Below are 21,112 nucleotides of genomic sequence, written 5' to 3' on the forward strand. Positions count from 1 at the left end.
ATCCCTCAATAAAAATATTTCAAAATAGTTGGTTTTAAAATGGATTTCTACAGAATGGAATACAGGAAAGACTTGCAGAATAAAATGGTGTTTATTATAATAAAAAAGAAAATTCAGGAAAAATGGAAGCACCATTTTCTATTGTTTTATGATGAAATAAGAAGAGGATGGTGATTTTTTTGTATGCAAAATTATTGAGCAGCTGTTTACATGGAATCGAGGGTAAAATTATAGAGGTTGAAGTTGATCTAAGTAATGGTTTGCCTGTTTTTCAAATTGTAGGTCTTCCTGATTCTGCAGTTCGAGAATCGATAGAGCGTGTAAGAGCCGCCATTAAAAATTGTGGTTTTGTATTTCCCCTTCAACGGATCACAATTAATCTAGCCCCTGCAGATCTTAGAAAAGAAGGAGCATCTTTTGATTTAGCTATAGCTCTAGGTATTCTTGTGGCAAGTCATCAACTCCAGATAAAAAACTTATCCCAAACACTCATTATTGGAGAATTAGCTTTAGACGGGACATTAAGAACTGTTCCTGGAGTGCTTCCAATGGTAGATTATGCATATAAACAAGGGTTACACCAAATCATTTTACCAAAAAATAATGCGGCCGAAGCCGCCTTGATTGAACATTGTAAAGTTATTCCTATTTCTCACTTAAATGATTTAAACCAAAAAGAATACCCAGTTTATATGCATAATCAAGAGATATCTCAACATTTAAGATACTCAGCAACAGAGAATGTAGATTTCAAAGATGTAAAAGGACAAAATCATGCAAAAAGGGCTTTAATGATTTCTGCCTCTGGAATGCATAATATTTTGCTTATTGGTCCCCCAGGTTCTGGTAAAACCATGTTAATGAAGAGAATAACTAGTATTTTACCTATGTTATCAAACGAAGAAGCACTTGAAGTAACAAAAATATATAGTATAACTAATAAACTTAAAAATAACCAAGAACTTATGAAAAAACGTCCTTTTCGTTCTCCACATCATACGATTTCACAAGCTGGATTAATCGGTGGTGGAAGTATACCTAAACCTGGTGAAGTAAGTCTGTCTCACAGAGGGGTATTGTATTTAGACGAATTTCCAGAATTTCATCGTCATGTTCTTGAAGTTTTAAGACAACCTTTAGAAGAAAAGGAAATAACAATTAGCAGATCCAAAGCAGTATACACATATCCTTCACAGTTTATATTCGCAGCAGCTATGAATCCCTGTCCTTGTGGATATTTAGGATCTGATTCCGAATCAAATCCTTGCACCTGCAGCGCTCATAAAATCAATCAATATCGTTCAAAAATTTCAGGACCTCTGTTAGACCGTATTGACCTTCATATAGAAGTACTGCAAATGGATTATAGCACCCTAACGTCAAACGAAAAACAAATGTCTTCTGCTGAAATGATAGAACGTGTTAAGGTAGCACAAAAAATTCAACGTAAAAGATATCAACATACAAATATCCATTTTAACGGAGAAGCATACGGTTCATTAATTTATGAACATTGCAGAATGGATTCAAATGCAAAAGAACTTTTACACGCTTCTTTTGAAGCTATTGGATTGAGTGCCCGGGCATATGATCGAATTATAAAAACAGCTAGAACGATCGCTGACTTAGATGAACAAAAACATATTAAAAGCGAACATGTCGCTGAAGCGATCCAATATCGTACATTAGATCGAAGATTTCATACTGTTTGATGCTTAAATATTAATCAAAATGCATTTTTTATGTGGTCAAGTGACAGCAAAGAGTCACCCTCCTTATTTAACAATATACAAATAGCATCAAATCTAATTTTTGCATTTAACTTATTATTTTGTTGAAGAAACACCTGTGAGGCTAAACGAACCTTTTGTTGCTTTTTATAATTAATGGATTCGTTAGGAGTACCAAACCTCCCAATATCTCTTCTTGTTCTGACTTCTAAAAAAACAAGAAAATCTTTTTCATAAGCGATAATATCTATCTCGCCTAATCTGCACCTCCAATTGATCTCTTTAACGTGATAGTTATTTGTTTTTAAATAATGAACAGCTAGTTGTTCACCTGTTTGCCCTATTTTTAATCTCTGATCATTTATATGTTTTCTCATGGTTTAAATACTTCCATCACTTTTGCTTTTTGATCCGCATTATAAACCATTGTAAAAATCTCAGCAACTAACTGATATAATTCTCCAGGGATTTCTTCATTTATTTCTAATGTTGATAAGACCTCTACTAGAGAAGCATCTTCTTGAATAGGTATGCCATGATTTTTCGCTTCCTGTATAATATTGTCTGCTACTACCCCTTTACCTTTAGCTTTTAATTGAGGTGCATCATTTTTCTCAGATGTATAACTTAGAGCTACAGCTTTTGCTGATTTTAGACCATTCTTTATCATACCCGAACATCTACCCCCTTATATGCAGAATAAATATAATCATTTGGGCTATGTCTTACATTTAACTTTCCTTGCTTTTCTGGAAAAGGGAGATGTTTTAAGGAAAGAAATCGAAAACCCAAACCTTCTATTATTGGTTTCACAATACCCGTTTCTATTAACTCCTCTGTTTTAGAATGATCATTATGAATTCGTATGCTCACCATATTGCTAACAACTTGGATATCTATCAGCGTTTCACCTAATGTTTTCATGTTTAAATCAAACCACAAACTACAATTATTAACATCTATCTCACCTTTTTTATTGCGGCGGCTCTGAATACTAACCGATGAAGTCTGATCTCCGTTATCATTATAAATCGGAATAAAAATAGTAAAGTGAGTAATGACATCAGAACGATTGGATGATAAAAATAGTTGCTGCCCAGTAATATGATTGAGTAGTTGTTGTGATTGTTCTTTAATATGGCTCGGAAGATCATCAACCGATAATAACTGTAACATTAAACTTTTGAGGTTTTGAAAGTCCTTGGGAGCTTCTAAATCTGACAGAGTTGCAAAATTCATTATAGGTTGATTCATTTTATTTGATGCAAATTCAAATGATTTAAACGAATTCACTAACTGCTTCTCATAGTCTAGGCCTAGATTCTTAATAAATCGAGTAATCCAATTTTCATTCAGCTGTCCTTCTTGTGGTGTTATATGCCCCACATTAAAATATGAAGATAGGGGTTCTGTTCTTTGAACATTGCCTTTGATGTTTATTTCTGGTTGATGAGAAGCTGGATTCACCATATTCATCTTTTGACTAGATTCAGTAATCTCAAAGTTCTTATTGCTCTGTTGCTGAACCATAATGCTTTTCATCATGTTTTGTAATTTATCTAATAACTTCAAATAAAAGGTATTGGTTTCGTTAGATAATGTAGATATGTTAGTTTGATTAATAGAATTTGGATTGGATTTAGCAAACAAATCTGTTTGATGCTGAGGTTCTACTTTCAATTGTTGTAAAGCTGGTTTCACCCATTCAGCCACTGATTTATTTAATTGGTGTATCAGCTCATGCAGCGGTTTTCCATGCTGTATTTGTCTAATTGCTTTCATTGTTGTTTCAGTTATTGGTAAACCTTTATTATATAGGAACATCGCAGATTGCAACGATTTTTGTATTAAGTTATGATCCTCAGAACTGGGAATGATAGATTGAAACTGTGTAATATTTTCTTTTATAAGAGGAATTCCTTCTTTATGTAAGGTTTGTATCAGTTCTCTGTTAAACGTTGTATTCTTTAGATTAAATCCATTCAATAATTCTGATATAGACTTCTTTTCAATAGGGAATACAGAATGTTCAACTGGCTTTAAATGCAATAAACCGTCAGAAGTTTTTGGTTGAACTTGCAACAATTTATAATCCCCTTGAGTTAAAGTAATTTCTAATTTGGCTTTTAATTGTACTCCATTAATTTGAATTAATGCTTCTTGATTATCCAAAAGCTGAAGCACTAAACCTCTCACAATCTGCCCCTCTTTTAACTGAAGAGTTTTACTATCTGATAACTTTAAATCACCTAATAAATTACGCATTAATACATTAAAGTTCATTAGAATCTCCCCAATAATTCTTAGTAAGTCTATTCAATTTATTATCGGTATAATATCTACAAAAGTGAAGAGGAATGTTGTAGATTGATATCAGTTATGGTCCACCTTATTGGTTTTCAAAAAAGCCCTAAAATTGAAGTGAACCATTCACTTTTAACTTTAGGACTCAACTACGTAACATTTAATATGTTATTATAACTACTGCGTGTTCAAAAAGATCTTACCTCTATAACTGCTTTAGAAAAGAGTTTGTTGTATGTTAACGATATTTTTAAGAAAAGTCCGTCTATGTATCGGGCAAGGCCCATAGTTTAGTATGTGTTCTCTATGTAGCTTCGTTCCGTAACCTTTATGCTTCGCAATATCATATTCTGGATATTCCATATCCCACTGCAAACACATTCGATCCCTTGTCACTTTAGCAACTATGGAAGCAGCAGCTATAGACTGACTTAATTGATCCCCTTTGATGAGTGCTAATTGAGGAATGGGAGTACTAATTTTCTCAGCATCTATTAATAAAAAATCTGGTTGGATGGCTAAATTTTCAAAGGCTTGTTCCATCGCTAATCGTGTAGCTTGTTTTATATTTATATCATCTATTCTGTTTGCATCCACCTTGCCTATACCAATGGCTAGTGCTTTTTCCATAATTTTTTCATAACATATTTCTCTTTTTTTAGGACTTAGTTTTTTAGAATCATTAATACCTTCAATCACTAAATCAATAGGTAAAATAACAGCAGCAGCCACAACGTCACCTAATAAACACCCTCTACCAACCTCATCAATGCCTGCTATGTATTGTTTGTTCTGCTGCCAATAAGTTTTTTCATAACTAATCATTCAAATTCTCCGGTGTCTCCAATGAAAATCTACCTAAGGTGCCGGCTCTCATTTCCCTTAAAATGATGCTTGATGTTTTATCTAGATCAATAATTCCTCCACGTTTAATACAGCCACGCTTTTGTCCGATCTCTTCCATAACAATCACAATTTCGTTCGGATCCTCTAAATCTTCAGGAATATATTCAACATCATATCTTTCCTTTAGTCGATCAGGATAATTCTCAAGGAAATATCTAACAACATAAAATGCCACATCATCTAGGTGTAATAAAGTTTCCTTAATCGCTCCCGTTGCTGCTAATCGCATTCCTACTTTTTGATCTTCAAATTTTGGCCACAAAATACCTGGTGTATCTAGCAACTCCATTTCTAAACCAATTTTAATCCATTGCTGTGCTTTTGTCACACCCGGTTTATCTCCTGTTTCAGCTATCTTTTTCCCTGCTAAACGATTAATTAATGTAGATTTACCTACATTAGGAATGCCAACAATTAAAGATCGAATAGCACGAGGTTTAATCCCTTTTCTCAATTGGGCATCAATTTTATGCTTTATCAACTGTTTTGATCGAGGTAATATCTCGTGTACTTGTGTTCCTGAAATTGAATCAATCGGTAATGCATCTAAATTTTGTTTTTTGAAAAATTTTACCCATTCTGTAGTTACAGAAGGATCTGCTAAATCTGCTTTGTTTAAAAGAACAATCCGTGGTTTATCCTTTAAAATTTCATCAATCATTGGATTTCGACTGGATAGAGGCACTCGAGCATCTAACAGTTCAATTACGATATCAAGCAACTTTAATTTACCTTCAATCTGCCTACGAGCTCTAGTCATATGACCAGGAAACCACTGAATGGTCATTGTAGTTCACCAACTTCATGTGATACAATCCCTAGATCCTGTAAAGGCCAAATCACTAAGTCTGCACGACCAATTACCTGTTCATATGAAATAAAACCAATTAAACTTCGACTATCTTGACTATTTGGACGGTTATCCCCCATCACAAAAACTGTACCTTTTGGAACGACAGCTTTTGGGAAGTCCAAATTATTGTAGCTTCTACCATTTTGTTTAGCTTTTTCTATCTCTTCTTTAATATAGGGCTCGTCTAATCGTTCTCCATTAACAAACACTTCATCCCCTTTTACTTCCACCGTTTCACCTGGCAATGCAATAACTCTTTTAATAAAGTCTTGTTCTTGATTTGCTTTAAATATAATCACTTCACCACGTTCAGGCTCACGAATAGTGTATAGGATTTTATTAACGATTAACTTATCATTATTAAAAAAACTAGGCTGCATTGATTGTCCAGACACTACAGTTGGGGTAAATAAAAAAGAACGTATAATTACAACCAGTGCCACTGCAATTAAAATGGATTTGACCCATTCCCAAGATGTATTCAAAAAAGAATTCGTTTGATTTGTTTTTTCATTATCTATTTTTTCTTCCATATCCATGACCTTTCTGCTTATAGGAATATAATGAATAACCCTTATAAAATTGTAAGATATTATAGGGCTACTGATAAAAAAAGGGACTTGTTTTAGCAAGCCCCCTTCTTTTTTATCTTCTGATTTCTTTAATTCTTGCTGCTTTACCGCGAAGAGCACGTAAGTAATACAACTTAGCACGACGAACTTTACCACGACGAACAACATCAATTTTATCAATTTTAGGTGAATTTATAGGGAACGTTCTTTCAACTCCAACGCCGTAAGAAATTTTTCTTACTGTAAACGTTTCACTGATTCCGCCACCACGTCTTTTGATAACTACACCTTCAAATACCTGAATACGTTCACGAGATCCCTCGATTACTTTAACGTGTACTTTTAAAGTATCACCAGGACGAAAGCTTGGTAGATCTTGACGCAATTGATCTTGTGTAATTTCTCTAACAATATTCATGAGTTAATTCCTCCTTCCAAACAGATGTTCATACCGTCTATAATATAGAAATTAGTCCTATATGTTCTACGAGCAGAGGACCACCTTAGTCAATCACAACAAATTGTATTCTACCATATCATGCTTAAAAACTCAATCTAAATTTTATTCTGAACTTTGATATTTAAGCTCATTTATGTATTTTAGCTGTTCCTTACTTAATTTCACTTTTTCAAGAAGTTCTGGCCTACGTTCCAAAGTTCTTCGGAGAGATTCTTTTTGTCTCCACTCATCAATGTTTTTATGATGACCTGACAATAATACGTCTGGAACATCTAGTCCTCGAAATGATGCTGGTCTTGTATATTGCGGGTATTCTAACAGTCCAGAACTAAAGGAATCGTTCCCAGCAGAGGTTTCATTGCCTAACACGCCAGGTAGTAACCGCACAACACTATCTATGATAACCATTGCAGGGACTTCTCCTCCAGTTAAAATATAATCACCAATAGATATCTCGTCTGTAACTAAATGTTCTCTTATTCTCTCATCATAACCTTCATAGTGACCACAGATAAAAATAAGATGTTCAGCTTTGGAAAGCTCCTCTGCTTTTTTTTGATCGAACTTTTTACCTTGAGGACACATTAAAACGATTTTGGTAGTGGTTTCTCCTTCTGTTGTTATCAGATTTTCTACCGCAGAAAAAATCGGCTCTGGTTTTAATACCATCCCAGCTCCGCCCCCATATGGATAATCATCAACTGTGTTATGTTTATTATTCGCAAATTCACGAAAATTTATAGTATTTAAGGAGACAAGTCCCTTTTCATTGGCTTTACCAAGAATACTTTCACTAAAAACACCGTTAAACATGTGCGGAAATAAGGTTAAAACATCAATTTTCATGATTTATAACATTCCTTCCATCAATCGAATGATAACCTTTTTTTCTTTCACATTTACGTTCAATAAAACATCATCAATGATAGGGACTAACAAATCTTGTCCTTTTTTTCGTTTAACTACCCATACATCATTCGCACCAGGTGTTAATATGTCTGTAATTTCACCAAGCTCTTCATTTTCGTCAGAGAACACCTTGCATCCAATTATTTCATGAAAATAATACTCCTCATCTGGAAGTTCTGACAGTTGATCTTCAGAAATATATAATATGTGATTTTTCAGCTTTTCAACCTCATTGATATGATTAAAATCATTAAACTTCACAATAAATACTCCTTTATGAGGTCTTGCATTTTCTACAATCATCACTTGGTATTTATTTTCATTCTCAAGAAAGACATATAGTTTACTTCCTTTTTTAAATCTGACTTCTGAAAAATCAGACTTTGAGATAATTTTGAGATCCCCGCGTAAACCATGCGTATTTACGATCTTACCTACTCTGTAATATTTTTTATTTTGCTCCATTATCAATCACTCCTACACATCCACAAAAACTCATCATTAATATACCCATAATCAGGGAAGTAAATAAATATGTTTACAGCAAAAAGGTTAGGAAATAGTTCCCCTAACCTTATTGAATAATATCAATGTATACACGTTTTTTATCTTTTACAGCTGCAGATGATACAACTGTACGAAGCGCCTTTGCGATCCGACCTTGTTTACCGATAACTTTTCCCATATCATCGCTATGGACAGATAATTGATAAACTGTTTCACGATCTTTTTGTACTTCATTTACATGAACATCTTCTGGATGGTCTACTAGTGCCTTTACGATCGTTAAAATTAACTCTTTCATAAAAAGCCCCTCCGTATGAAGATATTATTTTTGAAGCTTCTGCTCATGAAAAGTTTTCATGATTCCTGCTTTACTGAATAAATTACGTACAGTATCAGAAGGTTTTGCACCTGTACCAAGCCATTGAAGTGCTTTCTCTTCATTGATAGTTACAGTTGCAGGCTCAGTTAACGGGTTATATGTCCCAATTTCCTCAATGAAACGTCCATCACGAGGAGAACGAGAATCAGATACTACTACACGATAAAACGGTGCTTTGTGTGCACCCATACGTTTTAAACGAATACGAGTTGCCATTATGTTTTCACCTCCTTAACAAAATAACGAAAATTATTTTAGTACAATACACTACCTATCCGAAAGGGAATTTAAATCCTTTTCCTAACTTGGGTTTCTTTCCTTTTTTACCTGGTCCACCCATCATAGAGGAAAACTGCTTCATCATTTTTTTCATATCTTCAAACTGCTTTAATAGTCTGTTGACATCTTTTACAGAGGTTCCACTACCTAAAGCTATTCGTTTACGACGACTTGCATTTAAGATTTCTGGTTTTCGTTTCTCTTCTGTTGTCATGGATTTAACGATCGCTTCTACACGACCTAACTGTTTTTCATCTACATTCAGATTTTTCATATTTTTCATTTTACCCATACCAGGCATCATATCCATAATTTGATCAAGTGGACCCATATTTCTTACTTGCTCCATCTGCTCAAGAAAATCCTCAAATGTAAATTCAGCCTTACGCATCTTACGTTCCATTTCTCTGGCTTTCTCTTCGTCGATGTTCGTTTGTGCTTTTTCAATTAAACTAAGCATATCCCCCATACCAAGTATTCGAGAAGCCATACGATCGGGATAAAACGGTTCAAGCGCATCGATTTTTTCACCCATTGCTGCAAATTTAATCGGTTTACCTGTTACCGCTTTTACAGAAAGGGCAGCACCACCTCGAGTATCACCGTCTAATTTTGTTAAAACAACTCCACTTAATTCAAGCTGTTCATTGAAGCTTTCTGCTACGTTCACAGCATCCTGACCCGTCATGGAATCTACAACCAATAATACCTCATCCGGTTTAACAGTTTCTTTTATATCCTTAAGCTCATTCATTAAATCTTCATCGATATGTAAACGTCCAGCTGTATCAATGATGACATAATCATAGTGATTTTCTTTCGCTTGCTGTAATCCTTGTTTGGCGATGTCTACAGGATTCGCTTTATCACCAAGTGAAAATACAGGTGCTCCAATTTGTTCTCCTAAAATTTGAAGCTGTTTGATTGCAGCTGGTCTATAAATATCTGCCGCAACCAATAGTGGTTTATGGTTTTGCTTTTGTAAATATTTCGCTAGTTTTCCAGTTGTGGTTGTTTTACCAGCACCTTGCAAACCTGCCATCATAATGACCGTTGGAGGTTTGTTGGATTTATTTAATTTACTTTGTGTTTCCCCCATCAAAGAGGTTAATTCTTTATTAACGATATCGATGATAACCATACCAGGCGTAAAACTTTTCATCACTTCTTGCCCAATTGCTTTTTCTTTTACTTTGTTGATGAAATCTTTAACAACCTTAAAGTTTACATCCGCCTCAAGAAGTGCAAGTCTGACTTCACGCATTGCTTCTTTTACATCATTTTCAGAAACCTTCCCTTTTCCTTTTAGCTTTCCAAAAACATTTTGCAATCTACTTGATAATCCTTCAAAAGCCGCCATTCACCTTCCCCCCAATCCTTCATATTTATATTTCATCAATATTTTTAACTTTTTGTATAATGTCTAACATATGTTCATTTTCTTTTAAATCTAAAATGTGATCATTTAATTGATTTATTAAATCATTCCGCTTTATATAGTTTGAAACTAAATGCAATTTGCTTTCATACTGCTCAAGCACTTGTTCCGCCCGTTTAATGTGTTCATATATAGCTTGTCTACTAATTTGAAATTGCTCTGCAATTTCTCCTAAAGAGTAGTCATCTTGAAAATAAAACTTTAAGTATGTTTGCTGCTTCTCGGTAAGTAAGTTTTGATAAAAATCAAATAACAGATTAACTCGATTTGTTTTTTCTAACATTTTTTCAGCAGACATTCTCTCTTCTCCTTCTGTCAAGGAAAATATCCTTACAGTCAAACTTTAATTATCATAAAGGATTTAAGAAACAATGTCAAGTGAATTTACTTGATAGGGTGATCATTCAAAGTAATAATCTCATCTGCTTTTTCTTTAGCATAAACGAAAAAACGGATATCAAATCGTAACGATATGACATCCGTCGACCATTATATATTTTTTATTTATTCCACGGATTCCTCTACTTCTCTTTTCTCTTCATCTTGAATCAATCCCGCAAACAATGCGTGAACAAACTGATCTGAATCAAATTCCTGCAAATCATCCATTTGTTCTCCTAAACCTACAAATTTCACTGGAATATCCATCTCATTCCGGATTGCTACTACAATTCCACCTTTAGCTGTTCCATCCAGCTTAGTTAATACTAAACCTGTAACACCTGTTTTTTCTCCAAATAATTTTGCTTGACTAAGAGCATTCTGTCCAGTTGTAGCATCTAATACAAGCAACACTTCATGTGGAGCATCCGGAACCTCACGTTTAATCACACGATATATTTTATTGAGTTCTTCCATCAGATTTGTTTTATTTTGCAATCTACCTGCTGTATCACAAAGAAGTATGTCAACTTCCCTTTTTTTAGCAGCTTGAACAGCATCGTAGATGACAGCAGCTGGATCTGAGCCTGCTTGTTGTTTCACAACATCTACACCAACACGGTCTCCCCAAACTTCAAGCTGTTCTATTGCCCCTGCACGAAACGTGTCTCCTGCAGCTAACAAAACTTTTTTTCCCTCTGAATTAAAACGATGGGCCATTTTTCCAATCGTCGTAGTTTTACCAACTCCATTTACACCAACAAAAAGAATAACCGTTAATCCGTTATCTTGCAAATTTATACTGTTATCCTCTTTCCCAGATAACAACTCAACAAGTTTTTCTGAAAGGACTGGTTGTAAATCTACTGCATCTTCGATTTTTCTTTTGCGCACTTCGATTCGCAGTTCATCAATCAACTCCATAACTACATTCACGCCTACATCTGCACCGATTAAAATTTCTTCTAGCTCTTCATAAAATTCCTCATCAATTTTTTTACGACGAAGAACTAATGTTTCAATTTTTTCAGTAAATGCTGTGCTCGTTTTACTTAAGCCATCCTTAAACTTTGTTGTTACCTCTTCTGTTTTTTTAGAAATTTTATCTTTCAACTTTTTAAAAAAACTCATAAATACCCTCCATTGTAGTTCTTATTTCTTATATTACTTTATGATGCAGAGAAAAACCCATCTTCCTCTTCATCCAATCGAACAGATACTAATTTGGATACTCCATCTTCTTCCATAGCTACCCCATATAATACATCCGCTTCTTCCATAGTACCTTTACGATGCGTAACAACAATAAATTGTGTCTGCAATGAAAATTCCCTTAAGTATTCGGCGAAACGAGTTACATTCGCTTCATCCAATGCGGCTTCTACCTCATCCAATACACAAAATGGTACAGGTTTTACATGTAATATTGCAAACAATAAAGCGATGGCTGTTAAAGCTCTTTCTCCACCAGATAACAATTGTAGATTTTGCAGTTTTTTCCCAGGGGGTTGTGCAACGATGTCTACACCTGTTTCTAATAAATTTTCTGGATCACTCAATAATAAATCCGCTCTTCCTCCACCAAACAACTTTGCAAATGCTACAACAAAGTTTTTGCGAATTTCTTCAAAAGTTGTAATAAAACGCTGTGACATCTCTTCATCTAATTGCCCTATAACTTGATAAAGTGTATCTTTAGCTTCAATGAGATCTTGTTGCTGTTTCGTCAAAAATTCAAATCGATTATGAATTCGTTCAAATTCGTCAATGGCACCCAAATTTACCTCACCTAACGAAGTGATTTTTCTTTTTAATTGCTTTACCATTTCTTGCGTTTCTACAACATCATTAGGAAGAGAATATTTTTGCTTTGCCAGTTCAAAACTGAGTTCATAGTCTTCAGATAGTTTATTTAATAAGTTTTCCAACTCTACATCCAACCGATTCACTTTTACTTCTACTTGATGTAATTTATCCTCTGTCTGTTTCAGGGCTATTCTTTGTTCTTTTGTTTCATTTTCTTTTAATTCTATCGTCTTTAACCCATCAGCACGTTGTTTTCTTTTAAAAGCTATTTGGTTGGTGCATTCTTGTTTATTTATTTTAAGCAGATTAAATTTTTCAAGTTGTTCTACATGTTCTCTTTCATTTTTTTCAATCTCTGCTTCAAGCTGTTGTTTTGTTTGATCATTTGCATTCATTTCTATCTGTAATTGCGTTAACTCCTGTTGAAAACGTTCCAACTGTTCAATGATAGCTTGTTTCTCCTGGGTAATGGAAGCCACTCTCACTTTTAAATCCGTTAACTCATTCTGTACTTCATCTTTTATAGATTGTTTTGTTTTTTTACTCTCTTCCACTTCCTTCATCACTTGTTGTGTTCTTTCTTCTGTTTGTAAAGATTCTGTTAATTTAATATGTTCTCTTTTTTCTTTATCAATTAACTCCTCTGATTTTTGTAATAATTGTTCAAGTTCTAATTGATTTGAAGAAATTTGCGATTCTTTATGCTCCATTTGTTGTTGATATTGATGAATTTCAGATTGTATTTTCTGTTCCTGCAAACGAAACTGTTCTCCGAGTGCTCGTAACTCTTCCAATTCTGATGAAGTTTTAGAAATTTCCTGCTTTAAATTTTTACTTTTTTCCTGTAATTGATCAAGTTGAACTTGTGAATTTGTAATCTGATGCTCCAATTCCTCAATTTGCCTTTTACGACCTAAGAGATTGGCATTTTTCTTTTGCACACTTCCCCCAGTCATAGATCCGCCAGCATTGACAACATCACCATCTAAAGTTACTACTTTAAACCGATAAGAGCAAGAAGCAGCAATTCGATTAGCATCCTCTAAGCTATCAGCAATAATTACCTGACCCAATAAATTAGAAACGATGGATGAATAAGTAGGCTCAAACTGGATTAAATCTGCAGCTATACCAATAAAACCTTCATTTTGATCCATTTTTTTAATGTCATTTTGAGAAACAGATCGAGGTTTGATAATATCTATAGGTAAAAATGTAGCTCTACCCAACTTTCTCTGTTTCAAGTAAGAGATGGCTTGTCTGCTGTCTTGTTCATTCTCCATGACAATAAACTGAAGAGCACCTCCAAGTGCTGTCTCAACCGCGGTTTCTAACTTAGCAGGAACGTTTACTAATTCAGCTACTGCTCCATGAACACCTCTTAAACCTCCAGAAGTTTGCCCCCTCTTTTTTAGTACTTCTTTAACACCATGAAAAAAACCATCAAAGTCATTTTCCATTTCTTTGAAAGTATCTTTTCTTGAAATTAAAGAATTCAATTTTTGCTGCCATTTTTGTACAGTTAATAAAATATCCTCTAACAATCTTTGTTTCTGCTTAACCTGCTCACTAATTTGAATGTATTTATTTTTCGTATCATTAATTTGATTCTGTATTTGTTCTAAGGAAACTATTGTTGTCTCATGTTTAGTATGAAGCTCATGATGTTGTTCAGTAAAAAGCTTATGTAATTGTTCAAGTTCTTCTTTTTTCTCGTCATTCATTCTTAGTTGTTGAGTTATATTACTGATTTCGTTTTTACTTTGTGCAATTTTATTAATTACTTTTAATAGTGTTTCTTGCAGTTGTTCCTCAGAATCAATATTCAATTCTGATGTTATGCCTAATAAATGTTCTTGTTTTTCATCTAAGTTGTGCTCAGCTTCTTTAAGTTGGTGTAGGATTTTCTCTAATTTGCTTTCAAATGAATTCTGCTCGTTTTGAATATTTTTATGACGTTGGTTTTTTTCAGTTACTAAAATTTCTTGTTGTGTTTTTTGCTGTAATAGATTTTTTTTTCTTTCTTTTAGAACCTCACCAAACCCCTCACTCTTTTCAACCTCTTCACTAAGGTTTAATAAGGTGTTTTGTAATGCATCCAATTCATCCTCTAGTTGTTTTGCAGCCATGCGGTCTTTTTCAATCGTTGCATCATGTTGATTAACAATCGTGGAAAGTTCAATTTGTTTGTTTTGTAATTGGTTTAAAGTTTCTGAGGATGCTTCCCAGTTTTGATGTGAATCTTCAATTCTATATACATAAAGTGATATATCATGTGCTTTTAATTGATCTTTTAATTGTTTATATAAAACAGCTTTTTCAGATTGCTTTTGTAAAGGTTCGATTTGATCCTCTAATTCAGCTATAAGGTCGTATATTCGAAGCAAGTTTTGTTCAGTTTCAGCCAGTTTTTTTTCCGATTCCTTTTTTCTAGTTTTAAACTTTACAATGCCGGAAGCTTCTTCAAAAATTCCTCTTCTCTCTTCTGAACGGTTGCTTAATATTTCTTCAATTTTACCTTGTCCAATGATAGAATATGCTTCTCTACCAATACCTGTATCCATAAAAAGCTCTATAATATCCTTCAAACGACAAGCTTGTTTGTTAATGAAATATTCACTGTCTCCACTCCGATGTATCCGTCTAGTCACTGTAACTTCACTAAAGTCAAGCAATAATTTTTCATCTGAATTATCCAATGTAAGTGAAACTTCGCCGAAGTTTACAGGCTTTCTAATCTCACTACCAGCAAAAATGATATCCTCCATTTTACCACCACGGAGCGATTTTGCTTTTTGCTCTCCTAGCACCCAACGTATGGAATCAGAGATGTTACTTTTCCCACTTCCATTTGGTCCTACAACAGCAGTGATGCCTTGTACAAAATCTAATGCAGTTTTGTCAGCAAAAGACTTAAAACCATATAATTCAATCCTTTTTAAATACATATAAAGGTCTCACCTCATGAATTAATATAACATAATTTCACCCCAAAAAGTGAACTACTTCTTTAGATTCCCAGTTCCTGGATGAACTGGTGTCGATGTTAGCCACACGGACGTGGCTGGTTTAAATCGACCGATTACTTTTGCGGGGACCATTTCTTTAAATGAAAAGAGCGCCAGCAAGTTTTTATACTTGAGGAGCCCTTCTAATAAAACTTTAATTGAACGGATTCTACAAACGCTCATCGATCGATGAATTTACAACTTTTATTATTTATAATTTAATTTTATAAGTGCTTTAGAAGCAGCTTGTTGTTCTGCTTCTTTTTTTGATCGACCTGTACCCTTACCTAGAGATGTGTCATTCATACTGACTTCAGATACAAAAAGTCTTTCATGAGCAGGACCACTTTCATCAACTATTCTATATTTTATTACACCCATATTATGCTGTTGAGTAAATTCCTGAAGCTGTGTTTTGTAGTCTTTTAATTGCGGTTTGCCTTCGCTTGATAACTTAGGGAAAATATACTTTTCTAGAAATGTCTTCACTGCTTCTAAACCTTGATCAAGAAACAATGCCCCCATAAAGGATTCAAATAAATCTGCCAACAGAGCAGGTCTTGCTCTACCACCCGTCAACTCTTCTCCTTTACCGAGAAATGCATAGGCCCCAAAATCTAAAGCTGAGGCAAACTTTTCTAAGGATGGCTCGCAAACAATAGAAGCTCTTAATTTCGTTAACTCTCCCTCTGGTAATCGTCGATAGGTTTGAAATAAATATTCAGAGATCGTTAATTCAAGTACTGCATCACCTAAAAATTCTAATCTTTCATTATCTTCATATTTAGATAAGCGATGTTCATTCACATAGGATGAGTGAGTAAATGCTTGCTTTAATAATTTTTGATTTTTAAAATAAATATCCAACTTTGTTTGTAATTGTTTCAAATCCTGATTCATATATTTCACCACCTAAACGATTAAAGTATGACTACATATAGAAAGATTTAGCTTTTTGTTTCTAATGATCACTACTTTTATTTTATTTTTTTCATAATAATACTGGCGTTATGACCACCAAAACCAAATGAATTAGACAGTGCCACTTTAACATCAGATTTACGAGCTACATTTGCGATGTAGTCAAGATCACACTGGGGATCTTGATCATCTAGATTTATAGTAGGTGGGATCATCCCGTGTTTTAAAGTCAATCCAGTAATAACAGCTTCAAGCCCTCCTGCCGCTCCTAATAAATGACCTGTCATTGATTTAGTGGAGCTGACAGCCAACTGATATGCATGGTCTCCAAATGTTTCTTTGATTGCATTCGTTTCTGAGATATCACCGACTGGAGTTGAGGTTCCGTGGGCATTGATATAATCTATTTCTTCTGGTTGAATTCCAGCATCTTTCAGCGCATTCTTCATACATCTTTCAGCACCATCTGGAGCTGGATCAGTGATATGATACGCATCTCCACTCATTCCATAACCTATAATTTCACTATATATTTTAGCATTTCGCTTCATAGCGTGTTCATATGACTCTAATATCAAAACTCCAGCACCCTCACCCATGACAAAACCATCTCTACCAATATCGAAGGGGCGACTTGCCTTTTCGGGTTCATCATTTCTTGTTGACATTGCACGTAATGCACAAAATCCAGCCATACCTGTTAATGTAATTGGAGCTTCCGCCCCGCCACAAATCATGACATCCGCATCCCCTCGTTGAATCAATTTAAAAGAATCCCCGATGGAATGAGTACCTGTAGCGCAAGCTGTTACAGGTGTCGTATTAGGTCCTTTTGCCCCCGTACGGATAGATATCTGACCTGATGCCATATTCGCAATCATCATAGGAATAAAAAATGGACTTACACGTCTTGGTCCTTTTGTTTGCAATATTGTATGTTGTTCTTCCCATGTTTGCAGTCCACCAACACCTGAGCCAACGATTACACCCGTTCTTTCAGGATCTGTATCTTCTTTTATGTTTAAATCAGCATCTTCCAAGGCATGAGTTGCTGCTGCAATCGCTAGTTGCACAAATCGATCCATTTTACGTGCTTCTTTTTTCTCCATATAATCTTCAGGATTAAAGTCTTTTATTGAAGCAGCAATTTGGGTACTTAAATCACTGACATCGATGGATTCAATGATAGAGATACCTGATTTCCCCTCTAATAAATTGTTCCAAAATGGTTCTAACTTAGAACCAAGGGAGGATGTTACACCCAAACCTGTAATCACTACTCTTTGTTTCATTAAATTCACCTCTATATAAAACATAATAAGCTTCTCGCCAACCATGAATTAGCTATTAGAGCTTCCTTGTTTATAAAATATGATAAAAATCAATAGGAATTATATTAATACTAATTGATTCAAAAGTATGTACATTAAAACATACATAAGGTTAATTATACCATATAAGTCACATCACAACAAACGTTAGTTCGCTATATGAATTTATTTCTAAACTAATAAAATCATCTATTCATGACCTTTCATAGATCCCGTTTCGTAATTTCCCTCTATTCACATCATTTATAAAATTCAAATAATAGATAATAGTCCCGTTAATAAACGGGACTTGAAGATTCTAATTAAATTATATAAGGTTCAATTATTTATGTGATTCTATGTAATTCACAACTTCACCTACGGTATTAATTTTTTCAGCATCTTCATCAGAAATTTCCATTTCAAACTCATCTTCTAATTCCATGATTAACTCAACTACATCTAAAGAATCTGCACCTAAATCATCTTTAAAAGATGCTTCGGGAGTAACTTCAGCTTCATCAACACCAAGACGATCAACAATAATTTTCTTAATGCGATCTACTAATTCTGACATTCAGTTCACCTCCTCCATGGTATTATACTTAAAATCAACTAGAATTTCCATATGCTTTTTAATTACATATACATTCCACCATCTACATGTAAAGTCTGACCAGTTATATAGGAAGACTCTTCATTAGCAAGGAATTTCACCGCATTTGCAATTTCAGCAGGCTGTCCCATTCTTGCTAGCGGAATCTGATTTAAAATTCCTTCTTCTAAATCCCCCTTTAAATGGTCCGTCATATCTGTCTCAATAAACCCCGGCGCTACTGCATTTACAGTAATTCCTCGTGGGGCTAACTCCCTAGCAGCTGATTTGGTTAAACCTATAACCCCTGCTTTTGCTGCCACATAATTAGCTTGCCCCGCATTCCCTAATACTCCTACAACGGAAGAAATATTAATAATTCTGCCTGAACGCTGTTTCATCATAGGTCTTGAAGCCGCTTTAATACAGTTGAAGACCCCCTTTAAATTGATATCAATAACTTGATCAAATTCATCTTCTTTCATTCTCATTAACAAATTATCTCTTGTTACGCCAGCATTATTCACCAAAATATCAACCTTACCAAATGTTTTTATCGTTTCCTTGAACATATCATTAACTTCAGAAACTTGAGAAACATTCGCTTTAATTTTAATCGCTTTTTGCCCCAAGTCTTCTATAGTCTCTACAACTTCAGCTGCAGCCTTTTCATTCCCAGCAAAATTCACAACGATATCTGCACCTGCTTCTGCCAAAGATAACGCAATGGATTTCCCAATTCCACGAGAAGCTCCTGTTACCAAAGCGACTTTCCCCTTAAGCATGTAATCCCTCCATTTTAAAATCTGCTATTGATTTCATGTCATTAATAGAAAACACCTTAACTTTACGATTAATCTTTTTAATTAATCCTGCTAAAACTTTTCCTGATCCAACTTCAAAGAACGTATCCACCCCTTGTTCAAGTAAGTAATTAATACTATCTTCCCACTGGACGGGTGCGCATACTTGGTCAACTAATAATTTTTGGATTTCTTTCGGTTGTGTTACCATACTTGCTGTTACATTAGCAACAACTGGGACTTGTGGATTGTTTAATGTTATTTCATCCAATGTCAATGCGAGTTTATCTGCTGCGTCTTTCATAAGAGTAGAATGAAAAGGTCCACTCACTTCCAAAGGAAGCACTCTCTTCGCTCCTGCTTCTTTCCCTTTTTCAACAATCTCCTGAACACCTTCGGTTGTCCCAGAAATCACGATTTGGCCAGGACAATTTATATTCGCCATTTCAACTAATCCTACATTTTGACTTACTTCTTTACACAGATCCTCTAACCGCTCTCTTCCTAAGCCAAGAACTGCAGCCATCGTCCCCTTCCCCTTTGGAACAGCCTGATCCATAAACTCACCGCGTAATCGAACCGTTTTTAAGGCATCCTCAAAACTAAGTACCCTCGCAGATACTAAAGCGCTATATTCTCCTAGACTATGTCCTGCTACAAAATCAGGACGAACCCCCGCCTCTTTAAAAACCTCATACAGAGCTACACTCGTCGTAAGCAAAGCAGGTTGTGTATTATAAGTAAGTTTTAATTCTCCTTCAGGTCCTTTAAATATTAAATCTGTTAATTTAAAACCTAATATTTCATCTGCTTTATCATAAATTTGCCTAGCACCCTCATGTTGTTCATAAACATCCAACCCCATGCCAACAGTTTGAGCACCTTGTCCTGGAAAAACAAATGCAATTTTCCCCATTTAATCAACTCCTAATTAATGTGGTGTTAAAACTTCCTTACTCCCTTACCAAATAAGTACGGAAGCTCCCCATGTTAACCCACCACCGAAACCAACGAGTACAACACAGTCGCCTTCACCTATTCTTCCCTGTTCATTAGCCTCTGCTAAAGCAATCGGTATGGAAGCTGCAGATACATTGCCATAATTTTGTAAATTAACAATGCATTTGTCCTCAGACAATTCCAGACGATCCAAAGCAGCTTGTATAATGCGTATGTTGGCTTGGTGAGGAACTAAAAAGTCAATATCTGATTTACTTAAATTTGCTTTTTTAAGCGCTTCTTCAGCAGCTAATCCCATAACTCGAACTGCAAATTTAAATACTTCTCTACCTTCCATGGAAATGTAGTGCAATTTATTTTCAATTGAATGTGTTGAGGAAGGATACCTTGATCCTCCTCCTTCAACTTTTAGCAGGTCGCCACCTGAGCCGTCTGCACCCAATTCAAATGAACGAAAACCTCTATGGCTGGCAACAGGTCCAAGTACAACAGCCCCTGCCCCATCACCAAATAGTATACATGTATTACGATCTGTATAATCAGTTAATGTAGATAAACTTTCAGCACCGACTACTAGAATATATTTATATGTACCATTCGCTATAAAATTGGATGCATTTGCTAAACCATAAATAAATCCTGAACATGCTGCAGATAAATCATAAGCAGCTGCCTTTCTAGCACCTAATTTATCTTGTAATATACACGCAGTAGAAGGTAGAGGCATGTCTGGTGTAACTGTTGTAACTACTATAAGGTCAAGATCCTCAGCTTCTATTCCTGCATTTTTCAAAGCCTGATCAGCTGCTTTTAATGCAAGATCTGACGTTGCTTGGTCTTCAGCTATTATTCTTCTTTCTTCAATTCCAGTACGACCTTTAATCCACTCATCATTTGTTTCAACCATGCTCTCTAAATCTTTGTTGGTTAATATTTTTTCAGGAACATATTTTCCAGTGCCTATAATTCCAACTGAAATATTACTCATCTT

Annotated in this window: 22 protein-coding genes; 1 reads left to right on the forward strand and 21 read right to left on the reverse strand. The window is 34.9% G+C overall.

Annotation, left to right across the window (positions count from 1 at the left end):
- The first annotated feature begins 179 nt into the window (after nucleotides 1-179).
- Nucleotides 180-1,712, forward strand: a complete 1,533-nt coding sequence (locus VQL36_RS12295; RefSeq protein WP_349249597.1) for a YifB family Mg chelatase-like AAA ATPase — start codon at nucleotides 180-182, stop codon at nucleotides 1,710-1,712.
- A gap of 14 nt (nucleotides 1,713-1,726) precedes the next feature.
- Here VQL36_RS12295 and VQL36_RS12300 read toward each other — a convergent pair whose 3' ends face one another.
- The 21 genes from VQL36_RS12300 to VQL36_RS12400 form a co-directional block, all read right to left on the reverse strand.
- Nucleotides 1,727-2,107 (reverse strand): YraN family protein, encoded by a 381-nt coding sequence (locus VQL36_RS12300; protein WP_349249598.1) that lies wholly within the window; start codon nucleotides 2,105-2,107, stop codon nucleotides 1,727-1,729.
- Nucleotides 2,104-2,400, reverse strand: coding sequence for an EscU/YscU/HrcU family type III secretion system export apparatus switch protein (locus tag VQL36_RS12305; protein WP_349249599.1), 297 nt, complete (start codon nucleotides 2,398-2,400; stop codon nucleotides 2,104-2,106). Before VQL36_RS12305 ends, VQL36_RS12300 begins: the two co-directional genes overlap by 4 nt.
- Complete coding sequence (locus VQL36_RS12310; protein ID WP_349249600.1) at nucleotides 2,397-4,013, reverse strand: hypothetical protein; 1,617 nt, start codon at nucleotides 4,011-4,013, stop codon at nucleotides 2,397-2,399. The genes VQL36_RS12305 and VQL36_RS12310 overlap by 4 nt, the downstream gene beginning before the upstream one ends.
- Before the next feature lie 237 nt (nucleotides 4,014-4,250).
- Complete coding sequence (locus VQL36_RS12315) at nucleotides 4,251-4,859, reverse strand: ribonuclease HII (RefSeq protein ID WP_349249601.1); 609 nt, start codon at nucleotides 4,857-4,859, stop codon at nucleotides 4,251-4,253.
- On the reverse strand, nucleotides 4,852-5,727 hold the full coding sequence (gene ylqF / locus VQL36_RS12320) for a ribosome biogenesis GTPase YlqF (RefSeq protein WP_349249602.1): 876 nt from the start codon (nucleotides 5,725-5,727) through the stop codon (nucleotides 4,852-4,854). The genes VQL36_RS12315 and ylqF overlap by 8 nt, the downstream gene beginning before the upstream one ends.
- Complete coding sequence (gene lepB / locus VQL36_RS12325; RefSeq protein WP_349249603.1) at nucleotides 5,724-6,326, reverse strand: signal peptidase I; 603 nt, start codon at nucleotides 6,324-6,326, stop codon at nucleotides 5,724-5,726. Before lepB ends, ylqF begins: the two co-directional genes overlap by 4 nt.
- 112 nt (nucleotides 6,327-6,438) lie before the next feature.
- Nucleotides 6,439-6,783 (reverse strand): 50S ribosomal protein L19, encoded by a 345-nt coding sequence (gene rplS, locus VQL36_RS12330; RefSeq protein ID WP_162034806.1) that lies wholly within the window; start codon nucleotides 6,781-6,783, stop codon nucleotides 6,439-6,441.
- Nucleotides 6,784-6,927: 144 nt separating this feature from the next.
- Nucleotides 6,928-7,671: a tRNA (guanosine(37)-N1)-methyltransferase TrmD gene (trmD, locus tag VQL36_RS12335; RefSeq protein ID WP_349249604.1), complete on the reverse strand. Its 744-nt coding sequence runs from the start codon at nucleotides 7,669-7,671 to the stop codon at nucleotides 6,928-6,930.
- Between the two features lie 3 nt (nucleotides 7,672-7,674).
- Nucleotides 7,675-8,199, reverse strand: coding sequence for a ribosome maturation factor RimM (gene rimM, locus VQL36_RS12340; RefSeq protein WP_349249605.1), 525 nt, complete (start codon nucleotides 8,197-8,199; stop codon nucleotides 7,675-7,677).
- A 109-nt stretch (nucleotides 8,200-8,308) separates the two neighbouring features.
- Nucleotides 8,309-8,539 carry a KH domain-containing protein gene (locus tag VQL36_RS12345; protein WP_160646376.1) on the reverse strand — a complete coding sequence of 77 codons (231 nt, stop codon included), beginning with the start codon at nucleotides 8,537-8,539 and terminating at the stop codon, nucleotides 8,309-8,311.
- A gap of 24 nt (nucleotides 8,540-8,563) precedes the next feature.
- Nucleotides 8,564-8,836, reverse strand: a complete 273-nt coding sequence (rpsP, locus tag VQL36_RS12350; RefSeq protein ID WP_349249606.1) for a 30S ribosomal protein S16 — start codon at nucleotides 8,834-8,836, stop codon at nucleotides 8,564-8,566.
- Nucleotides 8,837-8,891: 55 nt separating this feature from the next.
- On the reverse strand, nucleotides 8,892-10,259 hold the full coding sequence (gene ffh, locus VQL36_RS12355) for a signal recognition particle protein (protein WP_349249607.1): 1,368 nt from the start codon (nucleotides 10,257-10,259) through the stop codon (nucleotides 8,892-8,894).
- Between the two features lie 25 nt (nucleotides 10,260-10,284).
- Nucleotides 10,285-10,635, reverse strand: coding sequence for a putative DNA-binding protein (locus VQL36_RS12360; protein ID WP_349249608.1), 351 nt, complete (start codon nucleotides 10,633-10,635; stop codon nucleotides 10,285-10,287).
- 206 nt (nucleotides 10,636-10,841) lie between these two features.
- On the reverse strand, nucleotides 10,842-11,849 hold the full coding sequence (gene ftsY / locus VQL36_RS12365) for a signal recognition particle-docking protein FtsY (protein ID WP_349249609.1): 1,008 nt from the start codon (nucleotides 11,847-11,849) through the stop codon (nucleotides 10,842-10,844).
- A gap of 38 nt (nucleotides 11,850-11,887) precedes the next feature.
- The gene (gene smc, locus VQL36_RS12370; RefSeq protein WP_349249610.1) at nucleotides 11,888-15,472 is read right to left on the reverse strand and encodes a chromosome segregation protein SMC; all 3,585 of its coding nucleotides are present in this window, start codon (nucleotides 15,470-15,472) and stop codon (nucleotides 11,888-11,890) included.
- 267 nt (nucleotides 15,473-15,739) lie between these two features.
- Nucleotides 15,740-16,432, reverse strand: coding sequence for a ribonuclease III (gene rnc / locus VQL36_RS12375; RefSeq protein WP_349249611.1), 693 nt, complete (start codon nucleotides 16,430-16,432; stop codon nucleotides 15,740-15,742).
- Between the two features lie 77 nt (nucleotides 16,433-16,509).
- Nucleotides 16,510-17,745, reverse strand: a complete 1,236-nt coding sequence (gene fabF, locus VQL36_RS12380; RefSeq protein ID WP_349249612.1) for a beta-ketoacyl-ACP synthase II — start codon at nucleotides 17,743-17,745, stop codon at nucleotides 16,510-16,512.
- A 361-nt stretch (nucleotides 17,746-18,106) separates the two neighbouring features.
- A complete protein-coding gene (gene acpP / locus VQL36_RS12385; RefSeq protein WP_162034818.1) occupies nucleotides 18,107-18,340 on the reverse strand; it encodes an acyl carrier protein in 234 nt (77 codons plus the stop codon).
- 62 nt (nucleotides 18,341-18,402) lie between these two features.
- Nucleotides 18,403-19,143: a 3-oxoacyl-[acyl-carrier-protein] reductase gene (fabG, locus tag VQL36_RS12390; RefSeq protein ID WP_349249613.1), complete on the reverse strand. Its 741-nt coding sequence runs from the start codon at nucleotides 19,141-19,143 to the stop codon at nucleotides 18,403-18,405.
- Nucleotides 19,136-20,077 (reverse strand): ACP S-malonyltransferase, encoded by a 942-nt coding sequence (gene fabD, locus VQL36_RS12395; protein WP_349249614.1) that lies wholly within the window; start codon nucleotides 20,075-20,077, stop codon nucleotides 19,136-19,138. Before fabD ends, fabG begins: the two co-directional genes overlap by 8 nt.
- A gap of 45 nt (nucleotides 20,078-20,122) precedes the next feature.
- Entirely contained in the window at nucleotides 20,123-21,109 is a 987-nt protein-coding gene (locus VQL36_RS12400; RefSeq protein ID WP_349249615.1) for a beta-ketoacyl-ACP synthase III, read from the reverse strand.
- Between the last annotated feature and the right edge of the window lie 3 nt (nucleotides 21,110-21,112).

Origin of the sequence: Chengkuizengella sp. SCS-71B (genome assembly GCF_040100845.1) — a bacterium.
GTDB lineage: Bacteria > Bacillota > Bacilli > Paenibacillales > KCTC-33759 > Chengkuizengella.

Bases quoted from the DNA above. Each gene is read 5' to 3' on its own strand.
- VQL36_RS12300 (WP_349249598.1), bottom strand. From the start codon at position 2,107: ATGAGAAAACATATAAATGATCAGAGATTAAAAATAGGGCAAACAGGT.
- VQL36_RS12305 (WP_349249599.1), bottom strand. From the start codon at position 2,400: ATGATAAAGAATGGTCTAAAATCAGCAAAAGCTGTAGCTCTAAGTTAT.
- VQL36_RS12310 (WP_349249600.1), bottom strand. From the start codon at position 4,013: ATGAACTTTAATGTATTAATGCGTAATTTATTAGGTGATTTAAAGTTA.
- VQL36_RS12315 (WP_349249601.1), bottom strand. From the start codon at position 4,859: ATGATTAGTTATGAAAAAACTTATTGGCAGCAGAACAAACAATACATA.
- ylqF (WP_349249602.1), bottom strand. From the start codon at position 5,727: ATGACCATTCAGTGGTTTCCTGGTCATATGACTAGAGCTCGTAGGCAG.
- lepB (WP_349249603.1), bottom strand. From the start codon at position 6,326: ATGGAAGAAAAAATAGATAATGAAAAAACAAATCAAACGAATTCTTTT.
- rplS (WP_162034806.1), bottom strand. From the start codon at position 6,783: ATGAATATTGTTAGAGAAATTACACAAGATCAATTGCGTCAAGATCTA.
- trmD (WP_349249604.1), bottom strand. From the start codon at position 7,671: ATGAAAATTGATGTTTTAACCTTATTTCCGCACATGTTTAACGGTGTT.
- rimM (WP_349249605.1), bottom strand. From the start codon at position 8,199: ATGGAGCAAAATAAAAAATATTACAGAGTAGGTAAGATCGTAAATACG.
- VQL36_RS12345 (WP_160646376.1), bottom strand. From the start codon at position 8,539: ATGAAAGAGTTAATTTTAACGATCGTAAAGGCACTAGTAGACCATCCA.
- rpsP (WP_349249606.1), bottom strand. From the start codon at position 8,836: ATGGCAACTCGTATTCGTTTAAAACGTATGGGTGCACACAAAGCACCG.
- ffh (WP_349249607.1), bottom strand. From the start codon at position 10,259: ATGGCGGCTTTTGAAGGATTATCAAGTAGATTGCAAAATGTTTTTGGA.
- VQL36_RS12360 (WP_349249608.1), bottom strand. From the start codon at position 10,635: ATGTCTGCTGAAAAAATGTTAGAAAAAACAAATCGAGTTAATCTGTTA.
- ftsY (WP_349249609.1), bottom strand. From the start codon at position 11,849: ATGAGTTTTTTTAAAAAGTTGAAAGATAAAATTTCTAAAAAAACAGAA.
- smc (WP_349249610.1), bottom strand. From the start codon at position 15,472: ATGTATTTAAAAAGGATTGAATTATATGGTTTTAAGTCTTTTGCTGAC.
- rnc (WP_349249611.1), bottom strand. From the start codon at position 16,432: ATGAATCAGGATTTGAAACAATTACAAACAAAGTTGGATATTTATTTT.
- fabF (WP_349249612.1), bottom strand. From the start codon at position 17,745: ATGAAACAAAGAGTAGTGATTACAGGTTTGGGTGTAACATCCTCCCTT.
- acpP (WP_162034818.1), bottom strand. From the start codon at position 18,340: ATGTCAGAATTAGTAGATCGCATTAAGAAAATTATTGTTGATCGTCTT.
- fabG (WP_349249613.1), bottom strand. From the start codon at position 19,143: ATGCTTAAGGGGAAAGTCGCTTTGGTAACAGGAGCTTCTCGTGGAATT.
- fabD (WP_349249614.1), bottom strand. From the start codon at position 20,077: ATGGGGAAAATTGCATTTGTTTTTCCAGGACAAGGTGCTCAAACTGTT.
- VQL36_RS12400 (WP_349249615.1), bottom strand. From the start codon at position 21,109: ATGAGTAATATTTCAGTTGGAATTATAGGCACTGGAAAATATGTTCCT.